Source organism: Microbulbifer sp. VAAF005 (assembly GCF_030012985.1).
GTDB lineage: Bacteria > Pseudomonadota > Gammaproteobacteria > Pseudomonadales > Cellvibrionaceae > Microbulbifer.
This window is the reverse complement of record NZ_CP120233.1, coordinates 3,501,865-3,528,609: the sequence shown is the minus strand read 5'-3', so window position 1 is coordinate 3,528,609 and position 26,745 is coordinate 3,501,865. Positions and strand designations below refer to the sequence as shown.

The following is a 26,745-nucleotide window of genomic DNA, read 5'->3' as shown; positions in this document are numbered from 1 at the left end:
CATGAAAGGAGAGGAAGGGAGAAAACTAATAAGGCAAGACTGCACTCGGGGCCGTATGAGGCATGGATGCCGATTATGAGTTTACAGGGATGTATACACGGCGCGTCTCGAGAGATGTGTATTCTTTCCTTCTGACACAAGAGTAATTTGGAGAGAACGGCAGCCCGAACGGGCTGCCGCAATAGCATAATCAGGCCAGAGCGCCGATCACGCCACGCAGTTTATCCACAACAGCATCGATCTCGTGCTTCTCGATAATCAGCGGTGGGGACATACACAGGGCATCGCCAATACCACGGGCCATCACTCCAGCTTCCCAGGCCATACCAGAGACTTTAGCTCCGTATTTCCCTTTCAGATCCTGCGGCGCGCGCAACTCAATAGCGCCGACCAAACCGTAATTGCGCACATCGATCACATTGTCCAGGTCAGCCAGGCTGTGCAGAGCATTTTCCCAGTGCTGGCCAATTTCACCGGCAGCGCGGGTCAACAGGCCTTCGCGCTCGTAAATATCCAGAGTCGCCATACCCGCCGCACAGGCAACCGGATGTGCTGAGTAGGTATAACCGTGGAAGAATTCCACCGCACCATCGGGAGCCGCATTCATCACGGTTTTATAAATCTCGTCGCTGACAAATACCGCACTCAAGGGCACTGTGGCATTGGTAATCCCCTTCGCGGAGGTGATCATATCCGGGGTCACACCGAACTCCGTGGAGGCAAATGCAGAACCGGTACGGCCCCAGCCAGAGATGACTTCATCAAAAATCAGCAGCAGGTCGTGCTTATCACAAATTTCCCGCAGGCGTTGCAGGTAGCCTTTGGGAGGCAGTACCACACCGCCGGCACCGGCAAATGGCTCAACAATCACAGCGGCAATCTGGTCGGCACCGTGGAAAGCTACCAGTCTCTCCAGGTCTTCAGCCAGCTCAATACCATGCTCCGGCAGGCCACGACTAAATGCATTGCGCTCGATATCCAGGGTGTGGCGCATATGGTTGGCTTTCACCGGCTGGCCAAAACCCTGGTAGTTAGGAGGAATACCGCCCACAGAAATACCGCCGAAGTTTACTCCGTGATAACCCTTCTCACGGCCGATAAACATAGTGCGAGTGCCCTTGCCGCGTACACGCTGGTATTGCAGGGCAATTTTCAGGGCGCTCTCAACTGCCTCGGAACCGGAATTACCGAAGAACACATGGTCCAGGCCATCGGGAGTGTGCTTTACCAGGCGCTCGGAATATTCGAAACCCAATTCGTGGCCGAAATTAAAAATAGAGCTGTAGTCGAGTGTTTTTGCCTGCTGGTAAATTGCCTCTGCAATTTCAGAACGGCAGTGACCCGCATTGCTGCACCACAAACCCGCAGTCGCATCAATAACCTGGCGACCGCCTTTCTCCGTGAGATAAATCCCCTCGGCGTGCTCCACAATTCTCGGTGCAGACTTAAAGGTGCGGTTGGGGGTAAACGGCATCCAGAAAGCATCGGTTTGCATCTCAGACATAGTATTAATCTCCGCAAGTTCCCTGAAGTTTCAAACTCTTAAGTAGGGGAGCCACAGGCTCCCGAAAATCTGTTCGGGCGCTTGTCACCTAGGACAAGCGCAGGCCAGTTGTGTTCAGACCGGGACTCAGGCCCCGAAACAGCAATATTTGGTCTCGTAAAATTCGGCCATACCCTCGACACCGCCCTCGCGGCCAATACCGGACTCTTTAACACCACCGAAGGGTGCCACAGTGGTGGAGAAAACCCCGGTGTTACAGGCAATCATGCCGTAGTCGAGCGCCTCTACCACACGATTGGCACGGCGAATGTTTTCACTCATCACGTACGCCGCCAAGCCGTAGGGCGTTTCATTGGCACGGCGAACCACATCTTCCTCATCGGAGAACTTCTGTACCGCCGCCAGAGGGCCAAAAATTTCCTCCTGGGCGATACGCATGGTATCGGTAACTCCAGTGAGGATGGTTGGCGCAAAAAAGTTATCGCCATTGGCCAGCTGCTCACCGCCAATTTCAATTTTTGCTCCGGCCTCAACCGCATCCTGTACCAGCCCCTGAACCCGGTCCACAGCCCTGCGGAAGATCATCGGGCCCATATTGACCCCTTCATCGGTAGCGTGACCGATCTTCAGGGCGGCAACCTGCTCGCGCAGCTTTTCCACAAACTCATCATGCACGGATTCGTGCACGTAAATACGGTTGGTGGCCACGCACACCTGGCCCGCATTGCGGAATTTGGTCGCCATACAGGCGCTGACTGCGGTATCCATGTCCGCATCGTCAAATACGATAAACGGCGCGTTGCCGCCGAGCTCCATGGACATTTTTTTCACGGTGCTGGCGCACTGGGACATCAACAGCTTGCCCACAGCAGTGGAGCCAGTGAAGGTGAATTTGGCCACACGGGGATCTTGGGTCAGGACCTTGCCAATTCCCGGAGAATCACTGCCGGTAACTACATTGATAGTCCCCTTGGGCAGGCCCGCTTCTTCCGCCAATTGACACAGCGCCAAAGCAGATAGTGGCGTCTCCAGGGCCGGTTTGATCACCACAGTACAGCCTGCCGCCAGTGCCGGACCCGCCTTGCGGGTGATCATGGCGTTGGGGAAGTTCCAGGGAGTAATACAGGACACCACACCCACCGGCTGGCGGATGGTATTCAGGCGCATGGCCGGGTTGTGAGTCGGGATTGTCTGGCCGTAGGCCCGGCGGCACTCTTCCGCGAACCACTCAATAAAGGAAGCCCCGTAGATAATCTCACCTTTCGCTTCCGCTACCGGCTTGCCCTGCTCCAGGCTAAGGATCATTGCCAGGTCATCGCTGTTATCCACGATCAGCTGGTACCAGCGCTTGAGAACCGCAGCTCTCTCACCGGCTGTACGGCGGCTCCAAGCGGGGAAGGCTTCACTGGCAGCCGCCACCGCCGCCTCGGCATCCTCTGCGGTACCGTCGGCCACACGACCCAGCAACTCGCCATTTGCCGGGTCACATACATTTACAGTGGCGGCAGCGTCACGCCATTCGCCCGCTATATAGTTCTGAAATTTCAACAGGTCCGAATTTGCAAGTTTCACAGGGAAATTCCTAGTAAATAGATGTTATTAGTAGTATGCGGCGATTCTGGCCGCAGCTGACTGAGGAGAATAGTAGTATTTTTCCAACTAAAGTTTATATTTATCAAACTTTAATCGAATCCGCAGCCCGCAGCGCCGAAAACAACCTGGAAGTGCAGCCATGAGCAAAACCAAAAACGCCCTGGGAGGCCGCCTCAGCGATATGGATTTGCGCCTGCTGCGCGTCTTCCGCGAGGTTGTGCACGCCGGAGGCATCACCCCCGCAGAAGTTACCCTGAATATCAGCCGCTCCACGATCAGTGTGCATATCTCCGACCTGGAGACACGGCTGGGTATGCAGTTGTGCTTGCGCTCTCGAGGCAGGGCCGACTTCAAACTGACCCCGGAGGGGGAGGCCTTGTATCGGGCTATTTTGGAGCTCGATGGGCACCTGGATACCTTCAAAAGCCAGGTCAATGCAATCCAATCCCAACTCACCGGTACCCTGCGCCTGGTAATGCCCGACGATGTATTGGAAATACCGCAACTGAACTTGCCCGGAACTATCACCCAACTGCGTGAGAAGGCCCCGCAACTCCACCTGGAAGTACAACTGGCCGCCCCTCAGGAACTCGAGTTGGAAATCCTCGCAGGCCGCGCCGATATCGGTATCAACCCCCTGCACTCACGCCGACCGGGGCTGGAGTACCAACCCCTGTTTTATCACCAATCGATTCTCTATTGCAGTAACAGCCACCCCTGTGCCCAGGTGTCAGCTATTGATGAGGAGCTACTCACCCAGCAGGAGTTAGCTGCACCCAGTCATACTGTTCTCTCTGGTGCGGCGCACCTGTATCGATTGTTTCCCAAGCGATCCACAGCCAACCATATGGCGGCCAGATTGGCGATGATACTTTCTGGGTGCTTTGTGGGTTTCCTACCGGAATACCTGGCCCGCAGATATGTCGGGGAAGGAACCCTGCTCCCCCTGCTACCGGAGAAGTTTCACTACCAAATACAAAATGCTGTCACCTTCAAAAAAAGTGCAACAACTCATCCCGCTGTGCAGCTTTTTTTGGAAGCCCTGCAAATCAATAGACAGATATAGCCACTGCTATTTATCCCTAGTGCTACTGAAATAATCGAGTCAAGAATCCAGTGAATAGAGAGATAAGCATTTCAAAAATTACCAACTACTTATGATCGATCCTCTATTGTGGAAATTGTCATAATAATTAAATAAATTTAAACATAAAAAAACAACCAAAAAGTAAATCATCTGTAACTTAATGCGCCACAGTGGTAATCTCCTCCTCCAATAGAATTACAGGGATAACCCGTGATAGATTTTAAAAACTCACCAGTATTTAAACTCAAGCCTATAGATATCTCTGAATCCAGGGATGACTTTAATAAGTTCCTGATCGAGGGGGAGTTTATTTTTGCAGGTTTTAAAACTATTCGCGATCAGGTAGTTTTCACCAACAAACGCATTATTGCCGCCAATGTTCAGGGTATCACCGGCTCAAAAGTAGACTACACCTCTTTGCCTTTCAGCAAGATCCAGGCATTCTCTGTTGAGACCGCTGGCACTTTTGATCTGGACTGTGAAATAGAAGTTTATTTAAGCGAGATCGGTAAGGTAAGGTTCGAAATAAGAGGTTCTTTCGATCTTATTCAGTTCAACAAATATATCAGCCAATACATATTGGACTGATATCAACCCTTAGTAAATACACAAAATAACTGGGGCTCAGCAGCTCCCACAACTTTATCAATCAACCCGATAGTAGAGAGGGATGTCCATGTCGCAAATCTGGTTAGAAAGCCTAATTACTGAAAATGCACAACAAGGCTTTGAACTTGCAATGAAACTATCCAGGATGGGAGTAAAATACACCCAGCCTTCAGATGAAGTACGGGGTAAGCTGAGGTCCGCCTATGAGGAAAATGCAGACAGCCTGATCGCCTCCTCTCAGGTTGTTGCCATTAACTTCCAAACCGTTGCAGCAGCCAATAATTACTGGCGCGTCTAAAGGGTTAAGAATGCGTTACCTTTGTAGAACGGGTAACGCATTCGAGGGAGCCTCTGAATAACTCCGTAATGCCTCTGCGGGCCTTGAAGGCTGCAACGCAGCAGCTGTAGCCTTCAAGGCCCGCCCTTCGGGGCTCGCAGAGCGATTCACACTCCGCGTTGCGACTTCTTGAAAGGTCTAGACATTCCTGCGAAGCCGCGCCTTGATTGTGAACCGCTCTGCAAGCCAGAGGTATCACGGAGTTATTCAGAGGCTCCCTAGATCTGCAAACATTCAAACAACTTCCCTTCATCTCCTCCTCAATAATTTATGGTCTTTTAGTACTACAAACACTCTGATTCTGTACTAGAAATTAGCCATCACTATAGGTAGCTGCAAGATCGTCATATTCACTGTTGACGCTCTCGACCTTATTGATATTTATGAACATCGAGATACTGTCTTTGGCACAAGATAGATTAACTCAACGACCAGTAATATTGCGCCTCAAATGGGAAGGTGAATGAGATGGAATACAATGACGATGAAAAGTACTTAATTCAACTTTGGGAAACCCATACCGAGGCCGAATTCGATCTAAAAGATGCCGACGCCGCAATTGCTACCATGACAGAAAATCCCGTATTAATTCATGTACCGGTTAATACCGGCGCAACGGGAAAAGAACCCCTGCGAAAATTTTATAGGGATATATTTATTCCTCAAATGCCAGCGGATATAAATTTACAGCTTCTTTCCCGCACCGTGGGCAAAGACAGCTTAGTGGATGAGTTTATTCTTCACTTCACCCATTCTATTCGTATGGATTGGTTCGCACCTGGTATCGGAGCAACAGGGAAGAAGCTATCAATCCCCCATGTGGGAATTATTAGCTTCTCCAATAGAAAAATCAGCTCTGAGCATATTTACTGGGACCAAGCGACTGTCTTGGATCAATTGGGTATATTGCAGTCAGGTCTACCAGTAACAGGAAGTAGTCAATGTCATCGCTTGCTAAATAGTAATTCTCCGACAAATGAGCTGCTACCGTAACTTTTATAACCAAAGGGCAAAATCCAAGCCGGCAACCAATCTGACTACTTAGTCACGCAAGGGCCGACAATAATACCCATAAATGAATCCAAAGCGTGGGTATTTGCGTCTAACTACTGTAATTTAAATAAATGATATAGCCATTAGGATTTGCGGTAACATCAGTAGATTACCGTTTTCACTAATATATTTTACCGAATTGGTAGGGGTAGTTATGCGAACACTTGGAAATTTCCTCTGGTTTATCCTTGGCGGTGTCATTATGGGACTCTGCTGGTGGTTTTGCTCGCTGATTGCCTTTATCAGTATTATTGGTATTCCCTGGGGAAGAGCCTGCTTTGTAATCGGCAAATTTTCCTTTTTCCCTTTCGGTAAGGAGGCAATTTCCCGAGAAGAACTCACCCTGCGCGGTGATATTGGGACAAGTGGCTTTGGTCTAGTCGGGAATATTATCTGGTTCCTATTGGCTGGTATCTGGCTTGCTATTGGCCACCTTCTGCATGCTATTGCCTGTTTTATTACCATTATTGGTATACCTTTTGGTTTGCAGCACCTTAAGCTTGCGGCAATTTCACTCTCTCCGATAGGAAAGACTATTGTCAGCAAGGAAGTAGCCCATTCAGCTAAAATGCGTAATGCAGATGTTGAAGTGACCAGATTAAGAAGTGGTACTTAAGTAAACATACATTAACAATGATACCGTACCAACTTGGGGCTATTACTAAAATAGCCCTGAGTTCTCAAGTCCCACCGCAATTAATTAATAAAAAATTTTTCAGATCAGAAAAATCACTTTATCTATCTTGTTATAAGCAGGCATTACCAATTTAAAGCATTCAATTTTAAGCTGTTTTATCGCTGTCAAATTCAAACTTATTCATTTCGTGTAGTACTTAGCCAAACTATAGAAGCTAAATAATAAAATAAGGATATTAAATGAAAAACCTAACAAGACAAATCACTGGCTCAATTATGCTTTCTTTGGGACTTGTTGGTCTAAGTGCCTATGCAGAGCCAGTAGAAAGTACAGAACCCGCACAAGTTATGCTTTTTGGTAGCTTTCACTTTAGCCACTTCAGCAAACCCAGTAAAGATGTAGTGAAAACACAAGTTATTGATGTTTATACCGAAGAAAGTCAAAGGTATTTGGAGGACCTATCCTCACGGATTGCCGCCGACTCGCCAACACATGTTCTTCTGGAATGCCACACCAATGACGAAAGTAAAATTAATCAGCGCTTTGCCAAATATGTCAAGGGTGAGCACAAGCTAAATAGAGGAGAAAGCGAACAGCTGGGATTCAGAGTAGCCAAGAAGTCCGGCCTGCCTAAAGTCATCTGCTATGATGCTAGCCAAGATCTCCCCTATGGCGAACTTTTATCCTATCTAGAAAGTAATTCGCCCGAGCGAAAAAAAATAACTGATGAATTTTTGAAGGCTTGGGGCATTCGATTTAATGAGATGCATGCCTCACTGTCATTGGAGGAAATTCTGGATAAGCACAATGACCCCACTGAAGATAAAATAAACGTAGGCTCCTATATAATGCTCAATGATGTTGGCCAAGGTGATAACTTTATTGGGGCCGATCTATCCTCCAAATGGTGGTCCAGAAACTTCCGTATGTATGCCAATATCCAGGCCGTCGCCCAACCGGGTACCAAAGTTTTCGTTCTTGGTGGACAGGGGCATAGCTCTATAATGAGACCGATGCTCGAATTGGATGATAAACGTGAAACTTGGGATGTCCGCAGTTATTTCTAAAGAAGTCTCAACACCAAAGTCAGCCCCTTAGGGGGAGGAGCCCTGCCACTGGTTTTATAGATAGAGTAGAACTTTATCTACACCCCAAAGGCAGGGCGCTATGGATATCTATAAGACCTTATTATTCGGTATTCTTTTCAGTCTAATACCACCGTGTACAGCTGAAGAACCCCCTAAAGAAGTACAAGTATCGGCAGGAAAGCTTGAAACACTGCCCTCCCTGACACTGGAAGGGCTTGCTGAACGCCCTATTCGTGTATGGCTGCCTGATCAATATCCCACACAAAAACCCTATGCAGTCCTTTACATGCACGATGGACAGATGCTGTTCGACAGTAAAACCACCTGGAATGGCCAGGAGTGGGGCATGGATGAAGTCGCCTCTCGGTTAATAGCAGAAAAAAAGGTACGTCCCTTCATAGTTGTCGCTATCGATAACATTGAGACACTTCGCCACGGTGACTACTTCCCCCAGAAAGCTCGGAGTTTTTTGCCTAAAGAAGCTTCACAGGTCCAACATCCATTTAGCCAAGCCGAATTGCGTGGAGATCTTTACTTACAATTTTTGGTGACCAAAGTTAAACCCTATATTGATAGTCATTACGCTGTGAGTGGTGATCCCAGCGACACCTTTATTGCCGGCGCGAGTATGGGAGGATTGATATCACTCTATGCGGTCACAGAGTACCCCGAAGTGTTCTCTACGGCTGCAGCTATATCCACCCATTGGCCAGGGATTAACCCTAACGACAAACTACCAATAGCTGAGGCTATTCGCGACTATCTAGAGGCAAATTTACCTAAGCCTGGAAATCACCGATTTTATTTTGACCATGGTACAGAAACCCTGGATGCTTATTACCCGCCTCTGCAACGGGCTGTGGATAAAATCATGCGCCGGAAAGGGTATTCCTCTTCAAATTGGCAAACCCAAGTATTTGAGGGTCATGCCCATGATGAGAAATCATGGAATTCTAGACTCGGTGAAATATTAATATTCCTATTTGGAAACCCTCAAACAGACGCTTGAATTACTTTTTTATTTCAGATGCCGGCGTCTATATAAATAAAAGACATAGTTGCCGGCAATCCAACTTATCCCTTAAGACTACTTTGCTACTTTGTGGCATCCAACAATAGTTCTGCAACTACACTTCTCTATCAAGCTCCCAATAGTTTTTGGCAGACAAATAACTATTGCGATTGAAGCTTTTCCTAACGCATTACTTCTCCTGCGACAAGAATGAAACGTAAAAGCCGAACTGTTCTTTTAATACCTGGAATTTTTGATCGAGGAACCTCCTTGCTTAGAATGCAGCACGAATTAGCTACCGAAAATTATGACGTACACTATATCCACCTACGCTATAACTCCGGCTGGCATGGTATGGAACACCTTTCGTCCCAGCTTCTCGCAAAATTGGAGCACATCGTAGATAAAGAAACTACCTGTACCCTGGTGGGATTCAGCATGGGAGGGATAATCGCTCGGTATTATTTACAAGCCCTTAATGGTTTGGAGCGGGTGCATAAATTTATATCAATTTCCTCTCCCCACCATGGTAGTTACTGGGCAAACTTTCTTCCTTACAAAGGTGGGAAACAATTGCGGATCGGCAGTGATTTTTTACGCGCGTTGAACTTAGGCATTCAAAAATTGGAGGTTACCGAACCGGCTTCAATCTGGACACCCTATGACATAACCATTATGCCCCATAGTAGTGCTATCCTGGGCTTGGGAACATCCTACGAAGTTCCAGTGATACTACATCGAATGATGCCGCTAAGTAGCAAGGTAATTTCATTACTAAAACAGGAAATTAAATCAGGATTGGATTAAGAAGCTCACTGACAGAAACTAGCTTTAATTTTATGAGTTTAACGAGAAGTAAGGCATGGACAGCCCAGAAGAAAAAACTTCGATTACAGATAAGGCAATTCACAACTACTATCGAAAATTTGAAAGCCTGATTGCCTTAATTTTGACTTTTATTATTGTTGTAATCGTAATAGTCGCGATCAGCCGATTGGGATACTCTGTATACAATATGTTACTGGTGGGCATGCAGGACCCTCTGGACCACAAGGTATTTCAAACAATATTTGGCGAGATTATTACTTTACTGATTGCACTGGAATTTAGCCATACACTTCAATATGTAGTTACACGTCAACAGAGTATTATTCAAACCAAAGTTGTCGTACTTATTGCTATTTTGGCTTTATCCAGAAAATTTATTATTTTAGATCTGGATAAGGTCAATGCTGGCGAACTTTTGGGATTATCTACTGCCACTCTCGCGCTGGGCCTTACTTACTTAATATTGAAGCTTAAAAATAGTAACTAAGGGTACTATTGCAAACCAGACAGTAATCCAGGGTGGAGGAACACCTTCACCCTCTCACTATTTTAACTATCCTCACGTAGAGCGTGATGTAACCTTACCGGCGGGGTCTTACGGACTTTCTTGCTGCGCATACGCAAATTGAGGAACTCCACAGCCATTGAAAACGCCATGGCAAAGTAGATATATCCCTTAGGCACATGGACATCAAACCCTTCAACCACCAGAGTTAAGCCCACCATAATTAAGAAGGATAGTGCCAGCATTTTCACGGTAGGATGCCGATCAACAAAATCCCCTATCGGTTTAGCCGCTACCAACATGACGATTACCGCCAGAATAATCGCTATTGCCATGATTGAGATCTCGTCGACCAATCCGACAGCGGTAATTACAGAATCCAAGGAAAAGACAATATCCAATAGTGCAATTTGTAGTAGCACCATCCAAAATCCCGCACTGCCGAGCGAGGATGCACTCTCCTCTTCACCCTCGAGACTATTGTGGATTTCATGGGTAGCTTTAGCGATTAGGAACAGTCCTCCGCCAACCAAAATAATATCGCGCCCTGAAATTTCCATGCCATAGATGCTAAATAGTGGCTCGACTAAGCCCATAATCCATACAATAGAGAAAAGCAGAGCCAACCGGGTCACCATTGCCAGGGTAAGACCAATAAAGCGCGCGGGCTCTCTCTGTTTTGGAGGCAACCGTCCAACCAAAATGGAGATAAAGATAATATTATCGATGCCCAGCACTATCTCCAGCGCCGCCAACGTGGCCAATGCTATCCAGGCCTCAGGGTTGGCTATCCACTCAAACATACGGTCTAATCCTTATATAATTTATTATTTAATAAGCCTTTAATGGACAAATACTTTATTTTCCTATTCTGGCTTTATCACTTCAAAATCTAGGTAGCTTCCTCCAGCCAAGCTTTCGCCTCAGTTTCTGATTCAAATGTTCGATATTCACCACCAATAAACCAGCTACCTACTTTTCCGGCGACTTTTAGCCAGCGTTTATCTGAAAGTACGGCAACCCGGTTAAACTCCCGGCCGTATTCAATACCCAACTTAAAATCATCCCAAGCCGCCCGAGGCTCCCACCCCTCCAATTCTCGAGCATCCATAAATACGTTTATCTTTGGGTGCTCAACTTTTTCTATTGCTGCGGTCAACATTGGTACCATGGTTTCGTAATCATCATGGGTCAACTTACCACGGGCCTTCACAGTAAGGAAAATATAATCGGATTTCTATTCCAAACCGATAGACACACCATGGGACGTAACAGTCATAAGACACCTGTAAATCTTTTACCAATTATCACTACATAATCCATACTTAAATCATCGAAAAAGCCATGAATTCATGAGTTAAGATAAAAAGATCATATTAATTGAAAGGTGATAGGTTTAAGTATTTGAATAGCTACTCTCTTACAAGCTGATAGTATCAGAACCACTGCCATCAAACTGTACCAGACAGAACTCATTTCCAAAGGGGTCAGTTAATGAAGACTTAACTCCCCATTCTTTTTGCTGGATTTCACCCTGTATCTGTCCACCAGCATCGACCACCTGCTCTATTGCCAGAAGCAAATCCTCTACAACAATATCCATATTTACCGGCGTCCAGTGCCGATCATAGCTACCTATATTTTTTTTACTGTTTATCGGCCAGATCCCCGAATCCCTTTGCTGTAGAAATATAGGCACAGTGCCACCGAGCATCTCAATCATATCCGTTCCCAGGCGGCGACCTTCGTAGAGGCCAAATGCATCTCGATAAAAATTGATCGCCCGGTTTAAGTCATCGACATCAATGTTGAGAAGTACTTGCATTGTGATATGCGACCCACAAAACTCCGCTTTAGTCAGCTCCTGCTGGCTTGGGTTCTCCACATTGCCAGCAGTAATCAAAAGCTGCACCGTTATCTTCCCCACATGCCTGGCAGAACCAGCTATTCGAATCCACCTCAGCCTCAGCCAGGACCTGTCGGGCTCGCTCCAAATCGCGGTCACGCTCTAACCATAATTCTGGCCAAACCTGGTTGGGGGCTAATTCACCAGTAGCCCCCTGGGCATATTCATTTTTTAATTGTGTTTTTATTCCCGCAACTTCAAGTCGACTCTTTGCCAACTCAACCAACAAACGGTTTTCATGGGTATAAATAAGTTTCATAATTGGGCCGCACAAATATCAGGAATCCCCAGATTACACAGCTATTAATCTGCAAACAAACCCTGCTTCTGCCAAGCAGGCAATTCCTGAAAATTCTCAGCGCACACCGATCAAACCACAATTTTCATATTCACAGTATTTCTCTTCTCCAACCGTAATGATCTCCAGAATAGACTCTACGGAGTCAACTGCTGAACGGCTGTTCAATAGAATTCTGCCTGAGCGATTGGCAATATATTCAAGGACAACTTTTCCTTTTCTATTGCGATGCTCAGCAATTTTCTGCCCTTTTCTGACTTGATCACCACGATTGACAAATAGCCTGATCCACTCTCTTTGCCTCTGCTTGAGATTGTTATTGTGAGACATACTCGTATAAATTTTTTCTGCGCTAACAAGCCCTGCTATTTCGCCAAAAATTGGCGCTTTTTCAGCATAGGCATAGGTCGCACCAATGGCACTTAAAGCCACAAATAGAACGGTAGTTTTGTTCAAATCAGCACCCCTACACGCTATAAAACTCGTGAACTGGAATACTCATATCCTGAAAATGTCGCCCCAAACTTTTCTCAGGGCAATAAGTTAGGTATAGCTGACTAGATAATTCACGCCAGAAAATCCACTGCGCGTCGATCCAGCAGCTGGTATGGAGGTAGAGGGAGATAAACACTGACTACACCGGAGCCCTGTATATCTAGTGGCAATTCCGGGGTGAGTGGGAAAAATGCATGAGGACCGGGAGTCCGGCCCTCAAATCTGAGAAGCTAACTCAAATCAATCCAGGTGGACTTGAGTTCACAGTACTTATCCAGCGCATGTAGCGACTTATCGCGGCCATTTCCAGACTGCTTAAAACCACCAAACGGTACGGTGATATCACCGCCAAAATAGTTATTTACCCAAACAGAGCCGGCGTATATATCCCGGGCCATACGGTGGGCACGACCCAGGTTATTGGTCCAGATACCCGCCGCCAGGCCGTAGATTGAGTCATTGGCTATGGCGAGTGCTTCTTCCTCTGTCTCGAACTCGATAACAGACAGCACCGGGCCAAAGATTTCTTCACGGGCGATCGTCATGTCGCCGGTAACACCGCGAAATACCGTTGGCTCATAGTAGTAACCGCCTGCTACTTCATCTACCGGTTTGCCGCCGCAAACCAATTGCGCACCCTGCTCCAGGCCCTTGGCCACGTAAAATTCAACCGTATCAAACTGGCTGCGATCGATCAGGGCACCCATACGGGTATTTGGGTTTTGAGGATGCCCGGGCTTAAAGCACTCTGCCGCTTTAGCCACTTTTTGAATAAATTCATCGGCAATAGATTTTTCAACCAGCAGACGTGATCCGGCGGTGCAGGTCTCCCCCTGGTTGTAGAAAATGGCCAGGGCCGCTGCTTCTGCCGCCTTATCCAGATCTGCATCGGCAAATACAATATTCGGGCTTTTACCGCCGAGCTCAAGGAAAGTACGCTTGAGGTTGGACTGACCTGAGTACTCGGTCAGGGTTTTGCCTACTTCGGTGGAGCCTGTAAATGTCAGGCAATCGATATCCATATGCAGACCCAAGGCCTTGCCCAAGCTACTTCCCGGTCCCGGTAGCACATTTAACACGCCATCCGGCAGGCCCGCGTCCTTAGCCAGGCCCGCCAGCTTAATCGCTGTCAGCGGTGTGTTAGAAGCGGGCTTCAGGATAACGCTGTTGCCGGTGGCCAGGGCCGGCCCCAGTTTCCAGGCGGTGGTGGATAAAGGGAAGTTCCAGGGCACAATGGCGGCCACCACCCCCAGGGGCATACGGGTAACCAAGCCCAACTCACCGGGGCCGGTTGGGGCCACTTCATCGTAAATCTTGTCGATTGCTTCACCGCTCCAGCGAATCGTAGTGGCCGCTCCAGGGACATCCACGGCCATGGTATCGCCAATCGGCTTACCCGCATCGAGGCTCTCGAGCAGGGCAATTTCCACCAGACTCTCTTCAATCAGCTCTGCAAAGCGCACCATAATTTTTTTGCGCTGCATTGGCGGCATTTTCGACCAAACACCAGACTCGAAGGTTTCCCGAGCCACCTTTACCACCAAATCCGCGTCACTTGGACCGCAGCTGGCAACTTGCGCCAGCTCTTCACCATTTGCGGGATTAAAAGTGGCGCGAGTTTCACCGGAGAGGGCATCGACATAGCTGCCATTGATAAAGGCACGGCCCTCGATTTTCAGTGAGGCCGCCAGAGCCTGCCATTCCTGCAGGTTTTGGGGGACATTATTTTTCGCTGACATGACACACCTCATTTAATTTGGAGATAGTTTTCCCGGTTATATCGAAAATGTGATCACAAATCAAAGGGCTGAAGTCATTCTAAACTAGGCCACCTGCGTTTCCACACGCAGCCAATCATCTTCCAACTGCATCGCCAGATTATCGCCGTGGTGTAATTCGCCCACTCCCGCCGGTGTGCCCGTCAAAACCACATCACCGGGTTCGAGCGTAAAGTAACTGCTGACATAGGCCACCAGATCAAGAATTGGTGTCAGCATATTTTCGGTTTTACCCTGCTGGCGCAGTTCACCGTTCAGCCATAGGGAATAACTGAGCTTGTCCCAGTCCGGCAACCAATCGAGTTTCACAAAGGGAGAAAGAGGGCATGACTTATCGAACCCCTTGGCCTTTTCCCAAGGATGTCCCGCTTTTTTCAGCTTCGTTTGGAGGTCGCGCAAAGTTAAATCCAGGGAGAGGCCCAAGCCAGCAATGGCCCCAGGGACTTCTGCCACGTTGGCATTACTCAAGCGCTTGCCAATCAACAGGGCAAGCTCACCTTCAAAGTGACAACTGCCGCGCCCCGCTGGTAAATGGATGGTGTCTGCCATAGGTACCGCTGCTGTTGCCGGCTTGATAAATAGCAGGGGTTCTTCTGGCACCGGATTATTTAACTCCGCCGCGTGGTCTGCGTAATTGCGCCCCACACAGACAACCTTCCCCAAACCAAACGGTACTTCACTGCCACAGGTAAATTGATGTTGGTACATAGATAAACAAGATAGTTAGGATAGAAATTTCGAATAAAGCCTTGGAGGCTGCATGTGCTATGATCGCGCCTTCGCCAAAATTGCGGCACCCCCGAAGAAGTGATCTAAGCACTTTGCACCTGTTATTCGCACTCAGTGAAGAGATAGTTTATGGCTGCGCACAGTTCCGATCAAAAGAAGTCCCTGCAAAAAGATAAAATCCGCATCCTGTTGCTGGAAGGCGTACACCAGTCCGCCGTCGACTTACTCAGCTCCCGAGGCTACACCAATGTGGAGTACCTCAAGACCTCCCTGCCTGAAGATCAATTGATCGAGAAAATTGCCGATGCGCACTTTATCGGTATTCGCTCGCGTACCCAGTTAACCCGCAAAGTATTGGAACATGCGTCCAAACTGGTAGCCGTAGGCTGTTTTTGCATCGGCACCAATCAGGTGGATTTACAGGCGGCGACGGAACTGGGTATCGCGGTATTTAATGCGCCCTACTCCAACACTCGCAGCGTTGCCGAGCTGATTATTGCAGAAACTATTTTCATGCTGCGCGGTATTCCAGAGAAAAACGCAGTGTGTCATCGCGGCGGTTGGCAGAAGTCAGCGGTGGGCTCATATGAGGCCCGGGGCAAAACCCTGGGCATTATCGGCTACGGTGCTATCGGCTCCCAGGTTTCTGTTATGGCCGAAGCTATCGGGATGCGAGTCAGGTTCTACGATGTGATTACCAAGTTGCCGCTGGGCAATGCCACCCAAGTAAACTCACTTCCGGAATTGTTGGCAGAATCCGATGTGGTCTCCCTGCACGTACCAGAGTTGCCTTCCACCAAAATGATGATGGGCGCCGAGCAGATCGCGCAGATGAAGCCCGGCAGTATTCTCCTCAACGCCTCTCGCGGCACTGTGGTAGATATTGATGCCTTGGCAGAAGCACTGAAGAGCAATCACCTGGCCGGTGCGGCAATCGATGTCTTCCCGGTTGAGCCCCGTGGCAACAGCGACGAATTCGTCTCTCCCCTACGCGGAATCGATAAGGCGCTGCTGACCCCTCACGTAGGTGGCTCCACTGTGGAGGCCCAGGAGAATATCGGTACAGAAGTATCGGAGAAACTCGCTCACTACTCCGACAACGGCACCACCACCAGTTCTGTGAACTTCCCGGAAGTTGCACTGCCCGGTCATCTGGATACCCACCGCCTGCTGCATATTCACAAGAATGTGCCCGGTGTACTGAGCGCCATCAACCAAGTGTTCTCAGAAAATGCCATCAATATCTCCGCACAGTTCCTGCAAACCAATGAGACAGTGGGCTATGTAGTGATCGATGTGGACGCAGAGTATTCTGATCTGGCACTGGAAAAATTGAAGAGTATCCCCGGCACCCTGCGCTGCCGCGTGCTTTTCTAAGCCTTTCGGTCGTTGGCGGGTACCCACAAATACCCGCCAATGACACGCCAATCGGAGCCTTCCTCGCGGTAAAAAAGATTGATCCCCCCGGCCACCGCTTCTACAATGGCCAGACCTATTCTTTTGCTTCAGGCCCAGGTGACCACATCCACGTGCCACCCCTGAACCAAAGCCAGAGTTATCCACAGCAGGTGCTCCCTTGCGTAGTAATGATTCCGCCTCAACCGGCCTTCTCGCCGGGATTTCCGCCTTCCTCATTTGGGGGCTGGCGCCACTGTACTTCAATAAATTACAGGATATTCCCGCTGCGGAAATCCTTGCCCACCGCAGTATCTGGTCGCTGGTACTCGCTATTGGTATTCTGCTGATTGTACGCAAGATGCCGGATTTTCTGGCAACCCTGCGCGACGGCAAGAAGATGCGGATGCTGGCCCTGACCACGGTATTGATCGGCGGTAACTGGCTGGTGTTTATCTGGGCGATCAATAATGGCCATTTGCTCGAGGGCAGCCTGGGTTACTACATCAATCCACTGATCAATATTTTGCTGGGGGTCCTGTTCCTGGGTGAGAAACTGCGGCGACTGCAATGGATCGCTGTGGCGCTGGCCGCTACCGGCATTGCCTATGAGCTTTGGCAGTTTGGTCGCATACCGATCATTGCCCTGTTCCTGGCCTGCTCCTTTGCGCTATACGGTTTGGCCCGCAAGCAGGCCCCTGTGGAAAGCCTTACCGGCCTCGCGGTGGAAACTCTCTTTATATTGCCAGTGGCAATGATCTACCTGTTTTGGAGCGACAGCCCCACCAGCAACTTGCTGAACAACAGCCTGGAGTTAAACAGCTTACTGCTCTTTGCCGGCCCCATTACCCTGGTTCCCCTGCTGCTGTTTACGATCGCCGCGCGCAGGCTCAACTTATCCACACTGGGCTTCCTGCAATACATCGGCCCCACACTGATGCTGGTGGTCGCCACCCAGGTATTGGGCGAGTCTTTCAGCGAAGAAAAGCTCACCACCTTTATGTTTGTCTGGCTGGGTCTAGCCCTCTATTCTGTCGATGCACTAGCACAGCGGAGAAAGCTGCATCTACAAGGTAAAGCAGCGCTTTAACGGTAAAACCTGTGTAAGAATGGCCGCTAAAATTTACCGAAGGCGGCCATCATGAATTACTCGCCGACAGCCAACCCACCTCAAGTGCGACTGCTACCCAGCAGGCAGCGGTCGCTGACTGTTTTGCTGGCTACTCTGCTTTGGACCCTGCTACTCAGCTTCGGCTGGAAAGGTACTTATACAGAGCTCCTACTGCAAACCAGCACAGCTGCCATATCAGCACTGATTACTTTTTGCCTGTTCGAGCAGTGGCCGCGCAACTTGCCTCAACGATTACCCCGCTGGGTAATACAGGTGGTGGGTGTGGCAATCTCTATTCCACTGACATTGCTAATCCTGTCTCCTGCCTTGACAGAACCGGGGGCACTTCCACTTTGGCAGGACCACAGCCGACACTGGAGTTTTCTCCTGATAGCGGTGACCGGCATGTTATTCGGGCCCTGGCTCGCTATGTCTGCGTTGTTGCGCCAGCGGGATATTGCTGTACGAGAGCAGGCGCAATTTTTTGAACGGCAGCGGGGTGCCCTGGAGCACCAGGCGCTCAATGCGCGGCTGCGTTTATTGCAATCCCAGGTGGCCCCACACTTCTTATTTAATACACTCGCCAATGTACAAGAGCTGGTAGAGTCTTCATCCCCTCAGGCACCCGCACTACTGAACAACCTGATTGCCTACCTGCGCGCCGCAGTACCGAAACTTGAGTCGGAGCAAAGTACCGTCGAGCAAGAGCTAACTCTGGTGCAGGCTTACCTGGGCCTGATGCAAATGCGTATGCCGGATCGCCTGGAATTTTCTATCAACGCTGGTGACGAGGTGCGAAGTCAGTCTTGCCTGCCCATGTCTCTGATGTCACTGGTTGAAAATGCCGTCCGCCATGGCATAGACCCCAGTGAGGAAGGGGGACGTATTGATATTGAAATAAAGCTGGAACAGGGCCTCTGTATTGCCACCATCACCGATAGCGGTATCGGCATCCAGGACAATTCCAACAGTCTCGGGACAGGGTTGGCAACTTTGAGAGAGCGGCTACAACTGACCTATGGCGATAGTGCAGGCTTGCGTTTGATCGACCAACAGCCCACAGGTCTTTGTGCCGAATTGCTATTCCCCGCCGAGGAGCAAATATGAGTGCCACGCCCACCACCGCCTTAGTAGCTGACGACGAACCACTGCTGCGCCAGTCTTTGGTCCGCAAACTCAAAAGTGTCTGGCCGGAGCTGAAGGTTGTTGCGGAGGCCCGTAATGGTCGTGAAGCCGTAGAACTATTTGAAGAAAAGCAGCCCGATATCTGTTTTCTGGATATCCATATGCCGGGTAAGTCCGGTATTGAGGCAGCCCAGAGTATTGGGCGTCGGGCCCATTTAGTTTTCGTTACCGCATACGACAACTATGCCGTGGAAGCTTTTAGGCAGGGTGCACTGGACTACCTGGTAAAACCGGTAGAGATTGAGCGGCTCGCCGATACCGCCGAGCGGCTTAGGGAACGGCTCAGCAGTTGCAAACCCGTCAATCATCAACAGGAGTTACTCGAGCAATTAGCGAGACAGCTTCAATCCAAGGGAGACAAACCATACCTGCGCTGGATTCGCGCTTCCATAGGCCAGCAATTGCGGATGATACCGGTAGAAGATGTGCACTATTTGCGTTCAGATGAGAAGTATACCCTGGTAGCCTGGAGCGAATCCGGCAATAACAATCTGGAGGCCTGTATTCGCACACCATTAAAGGATCTAACCCACCAACTTGACCCCGAACTCTTTACCCAGGTTCATCGCTCTGTTGTCGTCAATTTAAAGGCCGTCCGCCATGTGGTGAGAGATGGAGATGTTGCCCAAATCACACTGCTGAACCGGGAGGAAGTATTACCTGTCAGTCGACGCTATCTACACTTGTTTCGCCAAATGTAACTTAAGCGCCACCTAAGTAATTTTCTCTTAATCACTTGCATTAACAATGCTTACTGGCGGTTATTCTTATTAATCAAACTTAGTAGTAACAACATCAGAGCACTGCAGCTAGGTGCCCTAATCTTTGCCTCTAGATTTTTATCTTATTTTTGGCACTCCAAAAGATCACTGCATATCCTTGATACATATTTTCCATATTGGCTGGAATCTATAAAATCATGCGACTGGTAGTTAATAGTTTTGCTTCTCTTTTCCTCGGTATATTTTTTGCCATTTCAAGCCTGGCCGAGCAGCCTGAATCTCTGAAGCGTTACCCACCTTATGTGGAAGATGATGGCAAAATGCACATCTACTTTTGTGGAACTGGCACGCCAGATCCGGCCTATCAATACTTGCGCCATCCCGCCTGCGTTGCTATTCGCAGCAGTGGGAAACTATTCCTCGTCGATGCCGGCGAAGGAGCTACAGCAAGAATTGGCCAGCTCGGCCTTAATCTCGCCCAGCTGGACCCCATTTTTATTACCCACTGGCACTCGGATCACTTTGGTGGTTTGGCCATGGTGATCAACGAGTCCTGGTTTGTTGGTGCCGACTCGCCTATTAATGTCTACGGACCCTACGGCATCCATCGCATTTTGGATGGAATTAACAAGAGTTTTGGGCCGGACATCCTTTTTCGATCGGCAAATAGGCAGGGAATTCTCGATCCAGTCCTAGCGGTCGCCACTCCCCACCTAGTGAATATTGCCGGGGATCAAAGCGAGGTCGTACAAGATGTGTGGCACCACAGGGATACTTATGTCTCTGTGTTTGCCGTACATCACGAACCGGTTTTTCCCGCATTTGGTTACGAGATACGTTTTGGCCCCTGTAAAGTCATCATTACTGGTGATACCCATGTTTTCGATGCGCTAGAGCCAATTGAACGGGATGCCGATCTACTGATTTCTGAGGCTCTCAGCTATGCCCAATACATCAGCAAGCTGAAGCAAACCGGGGATAACCGTCGCGCTCGTTTGCGATATGAGAAGGCAAATCAAATTATCCACTACCATTCCAATACTCTGGACATTGCCAAGATGGCAACCAAAGCGGGAGTAAAATCGGTTGCCTTAACACACCTAATACCACCCCCGTTACTGAAGCTGACAAGATCGGCTTTATTAAGGGAATGCGTAAATTCTATTCGGGCCCAATTCGGGTAATGGATGACCTGGATGAAATTGTGCTATCGGACAATGGACAGGGTACCTGTAAGGTTGAATACCCTACTAACAGAGTTCCCACAAGTGCAAAACAGACTTCGGAGAAAAGTGATAAACCCCGCAAGAAGCCAGCCTCCACACCGAGTCCCTCCGAATCCAAGAAAGCCAGTCAACAACCCGATTAACAGCAGGCTAAACAGTGTGAGCCGCATACAGTTGGCGGCTCACAAATCTTCTGGATGGCCATACCATCCCAAATCACTTATCTCACTATTCCGCACTTCAAACCACGCTTTCCGCAGCCCATGCCTAGCTGGGTAGCGCACAACTCAATATTCCAATAGGTTTCTTTGCATACAGTGACTCTAAAGAGACCACCATGGCGTCAATAGCTAGTACCCCACACCCAATAGTCGTAGTACCGCGAGAGATACAGAAGCTTTAGCTCTATTCACAACGGAACAACACCATAAGTACGTCTTTGCTGACCATATTCTTCTTATGAAATTCTAGCTGATTACCGTGGTTGGAAGTTCACCGTAGCACCCTTTATATAGCTACCGCGACTAGGACCTAACCAACTTTTGGCTCTCTATCTGTCAATTTGATTTTACAAGGACATAAAATGACTCAAAAAGAATATGCCAGACTTTCTGGGCTTATTTATTTACTTACCATCTTGTTGGGAATATTTTCTTTAGTATACGTGCCTTCGCAAATTCCCATAATATGGGAAAGCGCACCATTAACAGCACAAAACATCCTGGAATATGAATTTCTATATAGATTAGGAATTTTAGGCGGGATACTTCTTTATATACTATTTTCAATACTGCCACTAGCGTTATATCGCACATTTGCACCTGTAAATAGGGGATGTGCGTCATTAATGGTTGTTTTGGCCCTCACCAGTATTCCATTTACTCTACTCAATATAGTTAACAAAGTTGACGCTCTCACACTTCTTAGCGGAGCAGAATATCTCCTAACTTTTGAAAAAGAACAAATTTTTACTCAGGTATTATTGTTATTAAAATCGTATAGCAACGGAATCCAAATCATCCATATTCTCTGGGGTTTATGGCTATTTCCTTTCGGATACCTGGTCTACAAATCAAACTTACTACCCAAAATACTGGGCATAATGTTAATGGCAGGAGGCCTTAGCTATTTAGTAAGGTTCTGCGCAAATTTACTTTTCCCTGAATATCAAATCCCGGCTTTTATTAGAGTACCCGCCTCTCTAGGGGAGATCGGAACCTGTCTATGGTTGCTAATTATGGGCATTAGAACTCCACCAACTATTACTGTATCAAATCAAAAGTTATCTACCATCAAGATCGAGGGAATGTCATGAACGATAAAGACAATTTAAAGAGCACATCAGCCAAGCTCACGGACAACCATATAGATGTTAGGATTAAAATAGCCGGGCTATGGGCTTCAGTAGTGCTACTTTACATCTATGGGGATTTCTTTGGGCTATTTAGGACTGGGAAAATAGATAGAATAATTGAGGGATTCGGGCCATTTGGAGCGGTCACACAAGAGTCACTACTTGCTGTATCAATCATTGTGTCACTCCCCTGTATTATGGTTGCCCTAACTTTATTACTTAAACCATCTATCTCTCGCTGGATCAATATTGTCACATCCTCAGCTTTCATTATTTTCTTATTTGCAACATTTTTAATATCCTCCTGGTATTTCTACTTTTATCTAGGGTTTATCGAAATTATGCTCAAATTAGCTATTATTTGGTTGGCTTGGCGCTGGCCTCATGAAGAGCATTAATAGAGCTTTTGACCAAAGAGGAAGGAAAGAACATATTGTGCTTGGGCACCGCCGTATAAGGCATGGATGGCGTCTTCGACCTTAAAGAGGAAATTTACAGAGTGTTCATTTCTTCTCACTAAGTAGATTCCCTAAGGCTTTCCGAGTGAAAAGTGCAAGTCAAAACTCTGCGAGTTGAGTGCTACAAGTTATCGCTCACAGCCTATTTGGTTAACCACTCATCCATCGCCGCTAATATTTGATGGCGATAAGGTTGGGTTTCGTTAATCATCTGGTGCCGAGCGCCGCGTATCAATACCCGATGGCAATTGGGAAAACGATTCCGAACAGCATGAAGGCCATAACGCCAATCAACGGTTTTATCATCCGTTCCCTGTACCAAAAGGATCGGGCGTGGGTTGCGTGCCGTGCGGGGAAATGTCTGCAACCAATCCACCATCGCCCTGAGCCAGCTCATAGAGATTGATTGAGATTGAAGGGGGTCCCTGAGTGCCTGACGTCGAGAAAACTCCACATCGTGGGTATTAATCGTAAAGGCCCGGCCGGGTTCGCGGATAAACAGGCGGCCCACATAATATTTCCAGCGATTTAGCCAGGCCCAGTTTGACGGCCTTACCAAGGGAGCCAACAAAAAGACCTTATCCAGAGGCTGCCAGCGGCTGTATTGCAGATGGGCCAGTAGTGCAGCGCCACCGGTGCTCTGGCCCATTGCATGCCAGGGCCCGGGCAACTTATTTCGCGCAATTTCCAACAGTCCATCAAACGCCTGGCGGTATTGCAGGAAAGTATGGATAGCTACACGCTCACCACTGGATAAACCATGTCCGGGGAAATCAAAAATCACTACATTGAGATCCCGCTCCAGGCCAAAGCGGATTGCCGGACCATAAATACCCGTATGATCAAAATAGCCATGGCAAATAAACAAAGTGCCCTTGGGATTCTCGACCATCCAATACTGTGAAACCAATTCAAATCCGGCAACTTTAAATGTGCCTACCCCGGTCTTATGGGCTCGTGGAAAATGCAAATCGTAAAAATTACGATAATCCCGCAGCTCTTTGCACAGAGGGGTTTCGTCAGCGCCAAAATCCAGTTCAGGCAACTTCTGACGCAATGCAGAGTAGTCCGGGCGCTTTATTACCGGACTATTATCGTAGGTGCTGAGGTCTTGCAAAGTATCCATTAGTGCAATGGTACTGCATTTTGGCGATAGGGGTAGTGATATCGTAGCGGGAAAGACAACCTGAAAAGAAAAAGGTGGGCATAGAGCCCACCTCTTCGCAACAGTGGAAGACTGTTACTTGATTTGCGGCTCCAGCTCACCGGCAGCGTAGCGTTCGCTCATAACATCGAGGCTAACAGGGCGAATCTTGCTGGCATTACCAGCAGTGCCAAATGCCTCATAACGAGCGATACAGATTTCCTTCATCGCTTGCATAGCGGCTTTGTAGAACTTACGCGGGTCAAACTCAGATGGGTTCTGAGCCAGGAAGCGACGTGTGGCACCAGTCGAGGCCAAGCGCAGGTCGGTATCGATATTGACCTTGCGCACACCGTACTTGATACCTTCACATATCTGCTCAACAGGAACGCCGTAGGTTTCCGGGATCTCACCACCAAACTCATTGATTACAGCCAGCCACTCCTGGGGTACAGAAGAGGAACCGTGCATTACCAGGTGGGTACCTGGAATACGAGCGTGAATCTCTTTGATACGGTCGATGGCCAGGATGTCCCCGGTGGGCGGACGAGTAAACTTGTAAGCACCGTGACTGGTACCACAGGCAATTGCCAGGGCATCCACCTTGGTCTTCTGTACGAAGTCAGCGGCCTCTTCCGGATCGGTCAGCAGCTGGTCGTGGGACAGCTTGCCCTCAGCGCCAACACCGTCCTCCTCTCCCGCCATACCGGTTTCCAGGGAACCTAGACAGCCCAGCTCACCTTCAACAGAAACACCACAGGCGTGGGCCATATCCACCGCGCGCTTGGTGACATCTACGTTGTATTCGTAAGAAGCCGGGGTCTTGCCGTCTTCCTCAAGGGAGCCGTCCATCATCACTGAGCTAAAGCCCAGTTGGATAGAGCGCTGGCAAACGGCAGGGCTGGTGCCGTGATCCTGGTGCATAACTACCGGGATCTCAGGGAATTCCTCAATAGCGGCCAGGATAAGGTGGCGCAGGAAGGGAGCACCGGCGTACTTGCGGGCGCCCGCAGAAGCTTGAACGATTACTGGAGAATCGGTCTCTTTGGCCGCTTCCATAATCGCACGCATCTGCTCTAGATTGTTTACATTAAATGCGGGTACACCGTAGCCATGCTCTGCGGCATGGTCCAACATTTGGCGCAGGCTGATAAGAGCCATAATTAATTCCTTTCTCGTCTACTCGTAGTATTTGTATTTTTGCTTTTATGACCTGCCTGCAAATTGCGACAGGCCTTATTTTTCGTTATTTAGTCTTGTGCGCGGCTTTCCAGTATAGCGACCGCCGGGAGCTTCTTACCTTCAACATATTCAAGGAAGGCACCGCCACCCGTGGAGATATAGGAAACCTTGTCGGCAATGCCATACTTATCCACAGCTGCCAGGGTGTCGCCGCCACCAGCTATAGAAAACGCTGCGCTCTCGGCAATGGCTTTAGAGAGGTGCTCGGTACCGCCACCAAACTGGTCAAATTCAAACACACCTACAGGACCATTCCAGATAATGGTTTTCGCACTGCTGAGAATATCTTCCAGTTGCTCGGAGGATTTCGGGCCGATATCAAAGATCATATCGTCTTCAACCACAGCATCGGCACTTTTGGTTTCCGCTGCGGCGGATTCACTGAACTCTTTGCCTGTGACTACATCGGTAGGCACAGGGATATCACACTTCTGCATCAGGGCCTTGGCGGTATCTACCAGATCGTGCTCGCAAAGGGACTTGCCCACTGGCTTGCCGCTGGCTGCCAGGAAGGTATTGGCAATACCACCACCAACAATCAGCTGATCGACTTTGTCAGCCAGGCTTTCGAGTACCGTCAATTTTGTAGAAACCTTGGAACCACCAACAATAGCAACCAGCGGGCGCGCCGGTTCAGCCAGGGCTTTCTCCAATGCGTCCAGCTCAGCAGCCAACAGAGGACCGGCACAAGCAACCGGTGCAAATTTAGCCACACCATGGGTGGAAGCCTGGGCCCGGTGGGCAGTACCAAAGGCATCCATCACGAAGATATCGCACAACTGGGCATAGGCCTTTGCCAGGGACTCATCGTCCTTCTTTTCACCGCTGTTAAACCGTACATTTTCCAGCAGGGCAACTTCCCCATCGGCCAACTCAACGCCATCGCGCCACTCTTTGACCAGCGCCACATCACGGCCCAACAGCTCACCCAGGTGTGCAGCTACTGGGGCCAGGGAGAATTCTTCTGCGTACTCACCCTCTGTGGGGCGCCCCAGATGAGACATCAACAGCACTTTAGCCCCGGCTTCAATGGCGGCTTTTATCGTCGGTAGTGCCGCACGAATACGTGCATCGGAAGTTACACAACCGTCCTTAACCGGTACATTCAAGTCCTCACGGATAAGTAAGCGCTTACCAGCAAGATCGAGATCTGCCATCAGTTTGACCGCCATTCGCCAATCCTCTTCTACTTCGATTAACTGAAAAATGTGGGCGGCGATTATATCAACAGGAGCCTGTTGATGCCGATATTAAAAACAGGGGAATACGTTGTTATAACAGTCAATCTGCGAATTATTAGCGCAGTTGTTACTGTCTTAGGGGTCATCAAGCCAAAAGCGACCTTAGTTGATAACTGTTCGCTCAGAGGGTTAGCAAGTAGTTACTTCATGCAGGACTGACACCTAACGCCAACTAATGATCATGCTTTCAAAATCAATCCCACCACTT

At 48.7% G+C, this 26,745-nt stretch carries 28 protein-coding genes; 16 read left to right on the top strand and 12 right to left on the bottom strand.

Features of this window, described 5'->3' with window-relative positions; genetic code table 11:
- Window positions 1-190 precede the first annotated feature (190 nt).
- Window positions 191-1,504 (bottom strand): omega-aminotransferase AptA, encoded by a 1,314-nt coding sequence (gene aptA / locus P0078_RS15890; RefSeq protein ID WP_282930904.1) that lies wholly within the window; start codon window positions 1,502-1,504, stop codon window positions 191-193.
- 126 nt (window positions 1,505-1,630) lie between these two features.
- Window positions 1,631-3,076 carry an NAD-dependent succinate-semialdehyde dehydrogenase gene (locus tag P0078_RS15885; protein ID WP_282930903.1) on the bottom strand — a complete coding sequence of 482 codons (1,446 nt, stop codon included), beginning with the start codon at window positions 3,074-3,076 and terminating at the stop codon, window positions 1,631-1,633.
- Window positions 3,077-3,236: 160 nt separating this feature from the next.
- Here P0078_RS15885 and P0078_RS15880 point away from each other — a divergent pair, with 160 nt between their 5' ends.
- From P0078_RS15880 to P0078_RS15840, 9 genes are all read left to right on the top strand, one after another.
- Complete coding sequence (locus P0078_RS15880; protein WP_282930902.1) at window positions 3,237-4,163, top strand: LysR family transcriptional regulator; 927 nt, start codon at window positions 3,237-3,239, stop codon at window positions 4,161-4,163.
- Window positions 4,164-4,394: 231 nt separating this feature from the next.
- Window positions 4,395-4,772 (top strand): PH domain-containing protein, encoded by a 378-nt coding sequence (locus P0078_RS15875; protein WP_282930901.1) that lies wholly within the window; start codon window positions 4,395-4,397, stop codon window positions 4,770-4,772.
- Window positions 4,773-4,860: 88 nt separating this feature from the next.
- Window positions 4,861-5,091: a hexameric tyrosine-coordinated heme protein gene (locus tag P0078_RS15870; protein WP_282930900.1), complete on the top strand. Its 231-nt coding sequence runs from the start codon at window positions 4,861-4,863 to the stop codon at window positions 5,089-5,091.
- A 507-nt stretch (window positions 5,092-5,598) separates the two neighbouring features.
- Window positions 5,599-6,123, top strand: a complete 525-nt coding sequence (locus tag P0078_RS15865) for a nuclear transport factor 2 family protein (RefSeq protein WP_282930899.1) — start codon at window positions 5,599-5,601, stop codon at window positions 6,121-6,123.
- 214 nt (window positions 6,124-6,337) lie between these two features.
- Window positions 6,338-6,799 carry a YccF domain-containing protein gene (locus P0078_RS15860; RefSeq protein WP_282930898.1) on the top strand — a complete coding sequence of 154 codons (462 nt, stop codon included), beginning with the start codon at window positions 6,338-6,340 and terminating at the stop codon, window positions 6,797-6,799.
- Between the two features lie 260 nt (window positions 6,800-7,059).
- The gene (locus P0078_RS15855) at window positions 7,060-7,887 is read left to right on the top strand and encodes a DUF5694 domain-containing protein (RefSeq protein ID WP_282930897.1); all 828 of its coding nucleotides are present in this window, start codon (window positions 7,060-7,062) and stop codon (window positions 7,885-7,887) included.
- A gap of 100 nt (window positions 7,888-7,987) precedes the next feature.
- On the top strand, window positions 7,988-8,917 hold the full coding sequence (locus P0078_RS15850; RefSeq protein ID WP_282930896.1) for an alpha/beta hydrolase: 930 nt from the start codon (window positions 7,988-7,990) through the stop codon (window positions 8,915-8,917).
- Between the two features lie 213 nt (window positions 8,918-9,130).
- Window positions 9,131-9,727, top strand: coding sequence for a lipase family alpha/beta hydrolase (locus tag P0078_RS15845; protein WP_282930895.1), 597 nt, complete (start codon window positions 9,131-9,133; stop codon window positions 9,725-9,727).
- A 55-nt stretch (window positions 9,728-9,782) separates the two neighbouring features.
- Window positions 9,783-10,235 carry a phosphate-starvation-inducible PsiE family protein gene (locus tag P0078_RS15840; protein ID WP_282930894.1) on the top strand — a complete coding sequence of 151 codons (453 nt, stop codon included), beginning with the start codon at window positions 9,783-9,785 and terminating at the stop codon, window positions 10,233-10,235.
- A gap of 62 nt (window positions 10,236-10,297) precedes the next feature.
- Here P0078_RS15840 and P0078_RS15835 read toward each other — a convergent pair whose 3' ends face one another.
- The 7 genes from P0078_RS15835 to P0078_RS15805 form a co-directional block, all read right to left on the bottom strand.
- Entirely contained in the window at window positions 10,298-11,056 is a 759-nt protein-coding gene (locus P0078_RS15835; RefSeq protein WP_282930893.1) for a TerC family protein, read from the bottom strand.
- Between the two features lie 89 nt (window positions 11,057-11,145).
- Window positions 11,146-11,466 carry a SpoIIAA family protein gene (locus P0078_RS15830; protein WP_282930892.1) on the bottom strand — a complete coding sequence of 107 codons (321 nt, stop codon included), beginning with the start codon at window positions 11,464-11,466 and terminating at the stop codon, window positions 11,146-11,148.
- A 207-nt stretch (window positions 11,467-11,673) separates the two neighbouring features.
- Window positions 11,674-12,165, bottom strand: coding sequence for a VOC family protein (locus P0078_RS15825; RefSeq protein ID WP_282930891.1), 492 nt, complete (start codon window positions 12,163-12,165; stop codon window positions 11,674-11,676).
- Window positions 12,107-12,418: a putative signal transducing protein gene (locus tag P0078_RS15820; RefSeq protein ID WP_282930890.1), complete on the bottom strand. Its 312-nt coding sequence runs from the start codon at window positions 12,416-12,418 to the stop codon at window positions 12,107-12,109. Before P0078_RS15820 ends, P0078_RS15825 begins: the two co-directional genes overlap by 59 nt.
- Before the next feature lie 96 nt (window positions 12,419-12,514).
- Window positions 12,515-12,913 carry a hypothetical protein gene (locus tag P0078_RS15815; protein ID WP_282930889.1) on the bottom strand — a complete coding sequence of 133 codons (399 nt, stop codon included), beginning with the start codon at window positions 12,911-12,913 and terminating at the stop codon, window positions 12,515-12,517.
- Between the two features lie 269 nt (window positions 12,914-13,182).
- Window positions 13,183-14,691, bottom strand: a complete 1,509-nt coding sequence (locus P0078_RS15810; RefSeq protein WP_282930888.1) for an aldehyde dehydrogenase — start codon at window positions 14,689-14,691, stop codon at window positions 13,183-13,185.
- Window positions 14,692-14,775: 84 nt separating this feature from the next.
- Window positions 14,776-15,438 (bottom strand): fumarylacetoacetate hydrolase family protein, encoded by a 663-nt coding sequence (locus P0078_RS15805; protein ID WP_282930887.1) that lies wholly within the window; start codon window positions 15,436-15,438, stop codon window positions 14,776-14,778.
- 150 nt (window positions 15,439-15,588) lie between these two features.
- On the opposite strand from P0078_RS15805, the gene serA reads away from it, so the two are divergent.
- From serA to P0078_RS15770, 7 genes are all read left to right on the top strand, one after another.
- Complete coding sequence (gene serA, locus P0078_RS15800) at window positions 15,589-16,836, top strand: phosphoglycerate dehydrogenase (protein WP_282930886.1); 1,248 nt, start codon at window positions 15,589-15,591, stop codon at window positions 16,834-16,836.
- A 199-nt stretch (window positions 16,837-17,035) separates the two neighbouring features.
- Window positions 17,036-17,944 (top strand): EamA family transporter RarD, encoded by a 909-nt coding sequence (rarD, locus tag P0078_RS15795; RefSeq protein WP_282930885.1) that lies wholly within the window; start codon window positions 17,036-17,038, stop codon window positions 17,942-17,944.
- A 51-nt stretch (window positions 17,945-17,995) separates the two neighbouring features.
- Window positions 17,996-19,072: a sensor histidine kinase gene (locus tag P0078_RS15790; protein WP_282930884.1), complete on the top strand. Its 1,077-nt coding sequence runs from the start codon at window positions 17,996-17,998 to the stop codon at window positions 19,070-19,072.
- Complete coding sequence (locus tag P0078_RS15785) at window positions 19,069-19,851, top strand: LytR/AlgR family response regulator transcription factor (protein ID WP_282930883.1); 783 nt, start codon at window positions 19,069-19,071, stop codon at window positions 19,849-19,851. The genes P0078_RS15790 and P0078_RS15785 overlap by 4 nt, the downstream gene beginning before the upstream one ends.
- 218 nt (window positions 19,852-20,069) lie before the next feature.
- Window positions 20,070-21,056: an MBL fold metallo-hydrolase gene (locus P0078_RS15780; protein ID WP_282930882.1), complete on the top strand. Its 987-nt coding sequence runs from the start codon at window positions 20,070-20,072 to the stop codon at window positions 21,054-21,056.
- A gap of 625 nt (window positions 21,057-21,681) precedes the next feature.
- Entirely contained in the window at window positions 21,682-22,413 is a 732-nt protein-coding gene (locus tag P0078_RS15775; protein WP_282930881.1) for a DUF4386 domain-containing protein, read from the top strand.
- Window positions 22,410-22,850: a DUF6326 family protein gene (locus tag P0078_RS15770; protein ID WP_282930880.1), complete on the top strand. Its 441-nt coding sequence runs from the start codon at window positions 22,410-22,412 to the stop codon at window positions 22,848-22,850. Before P0078_RS15775 ends, P0078_RS15770 begins: the two co-directional genes overlap by 4 nt.
- A 202-nt stretch (window positions 22,851-23,052) precedes the next feature.
- On the opposite strand, the gene P0078_RS15765 is transcribed toward P0078_RS15770, so the two are convergent.
- The 3 genes from P0078_RS15765 to P0078_RS15755 form a co-directional block, all read right to left on the bottom strand.
- Complete coding sequence (locus P0078_RS15765) at window positions 23,053-24,036, bottom strand: alpha/beta hydrolase (RefSeq protein ID WP_282930879.1); 984 nt, start codon at window positions 24,034-24,036, stop codon at window positions 23,053-23,055.
- Window positions 24,037-24,150: 114 nt separating this feature from the next.
- Window positions 24,151-25,215 (bottom strand): class II fructose-bisphosphate aldolase, encoded by a 1,065-nt coding sequence (gene fba / locus P0078_RS15760; protein ID WP_282930878.1) that lies wholly within the window; start codon window positions 25,213-25,215, stop codon window positions 24,151-24,153.
- A gap of 89 nt (window positions 25,216-25,304) precedes the next feature.
- Window positions 25,305-26,468, bottom strand: coding sequence for a phosphoglycerate kinase (locus tag P0078_RS15755; RefSeq protein ID WP_282930877.1), 1,164 nt, complete (start codon window positions 26,466-26,468; stop codon window positions 25,305-25,307).
- Window positions 26,469-26,745: the final 277 nt, after the last annotated feature.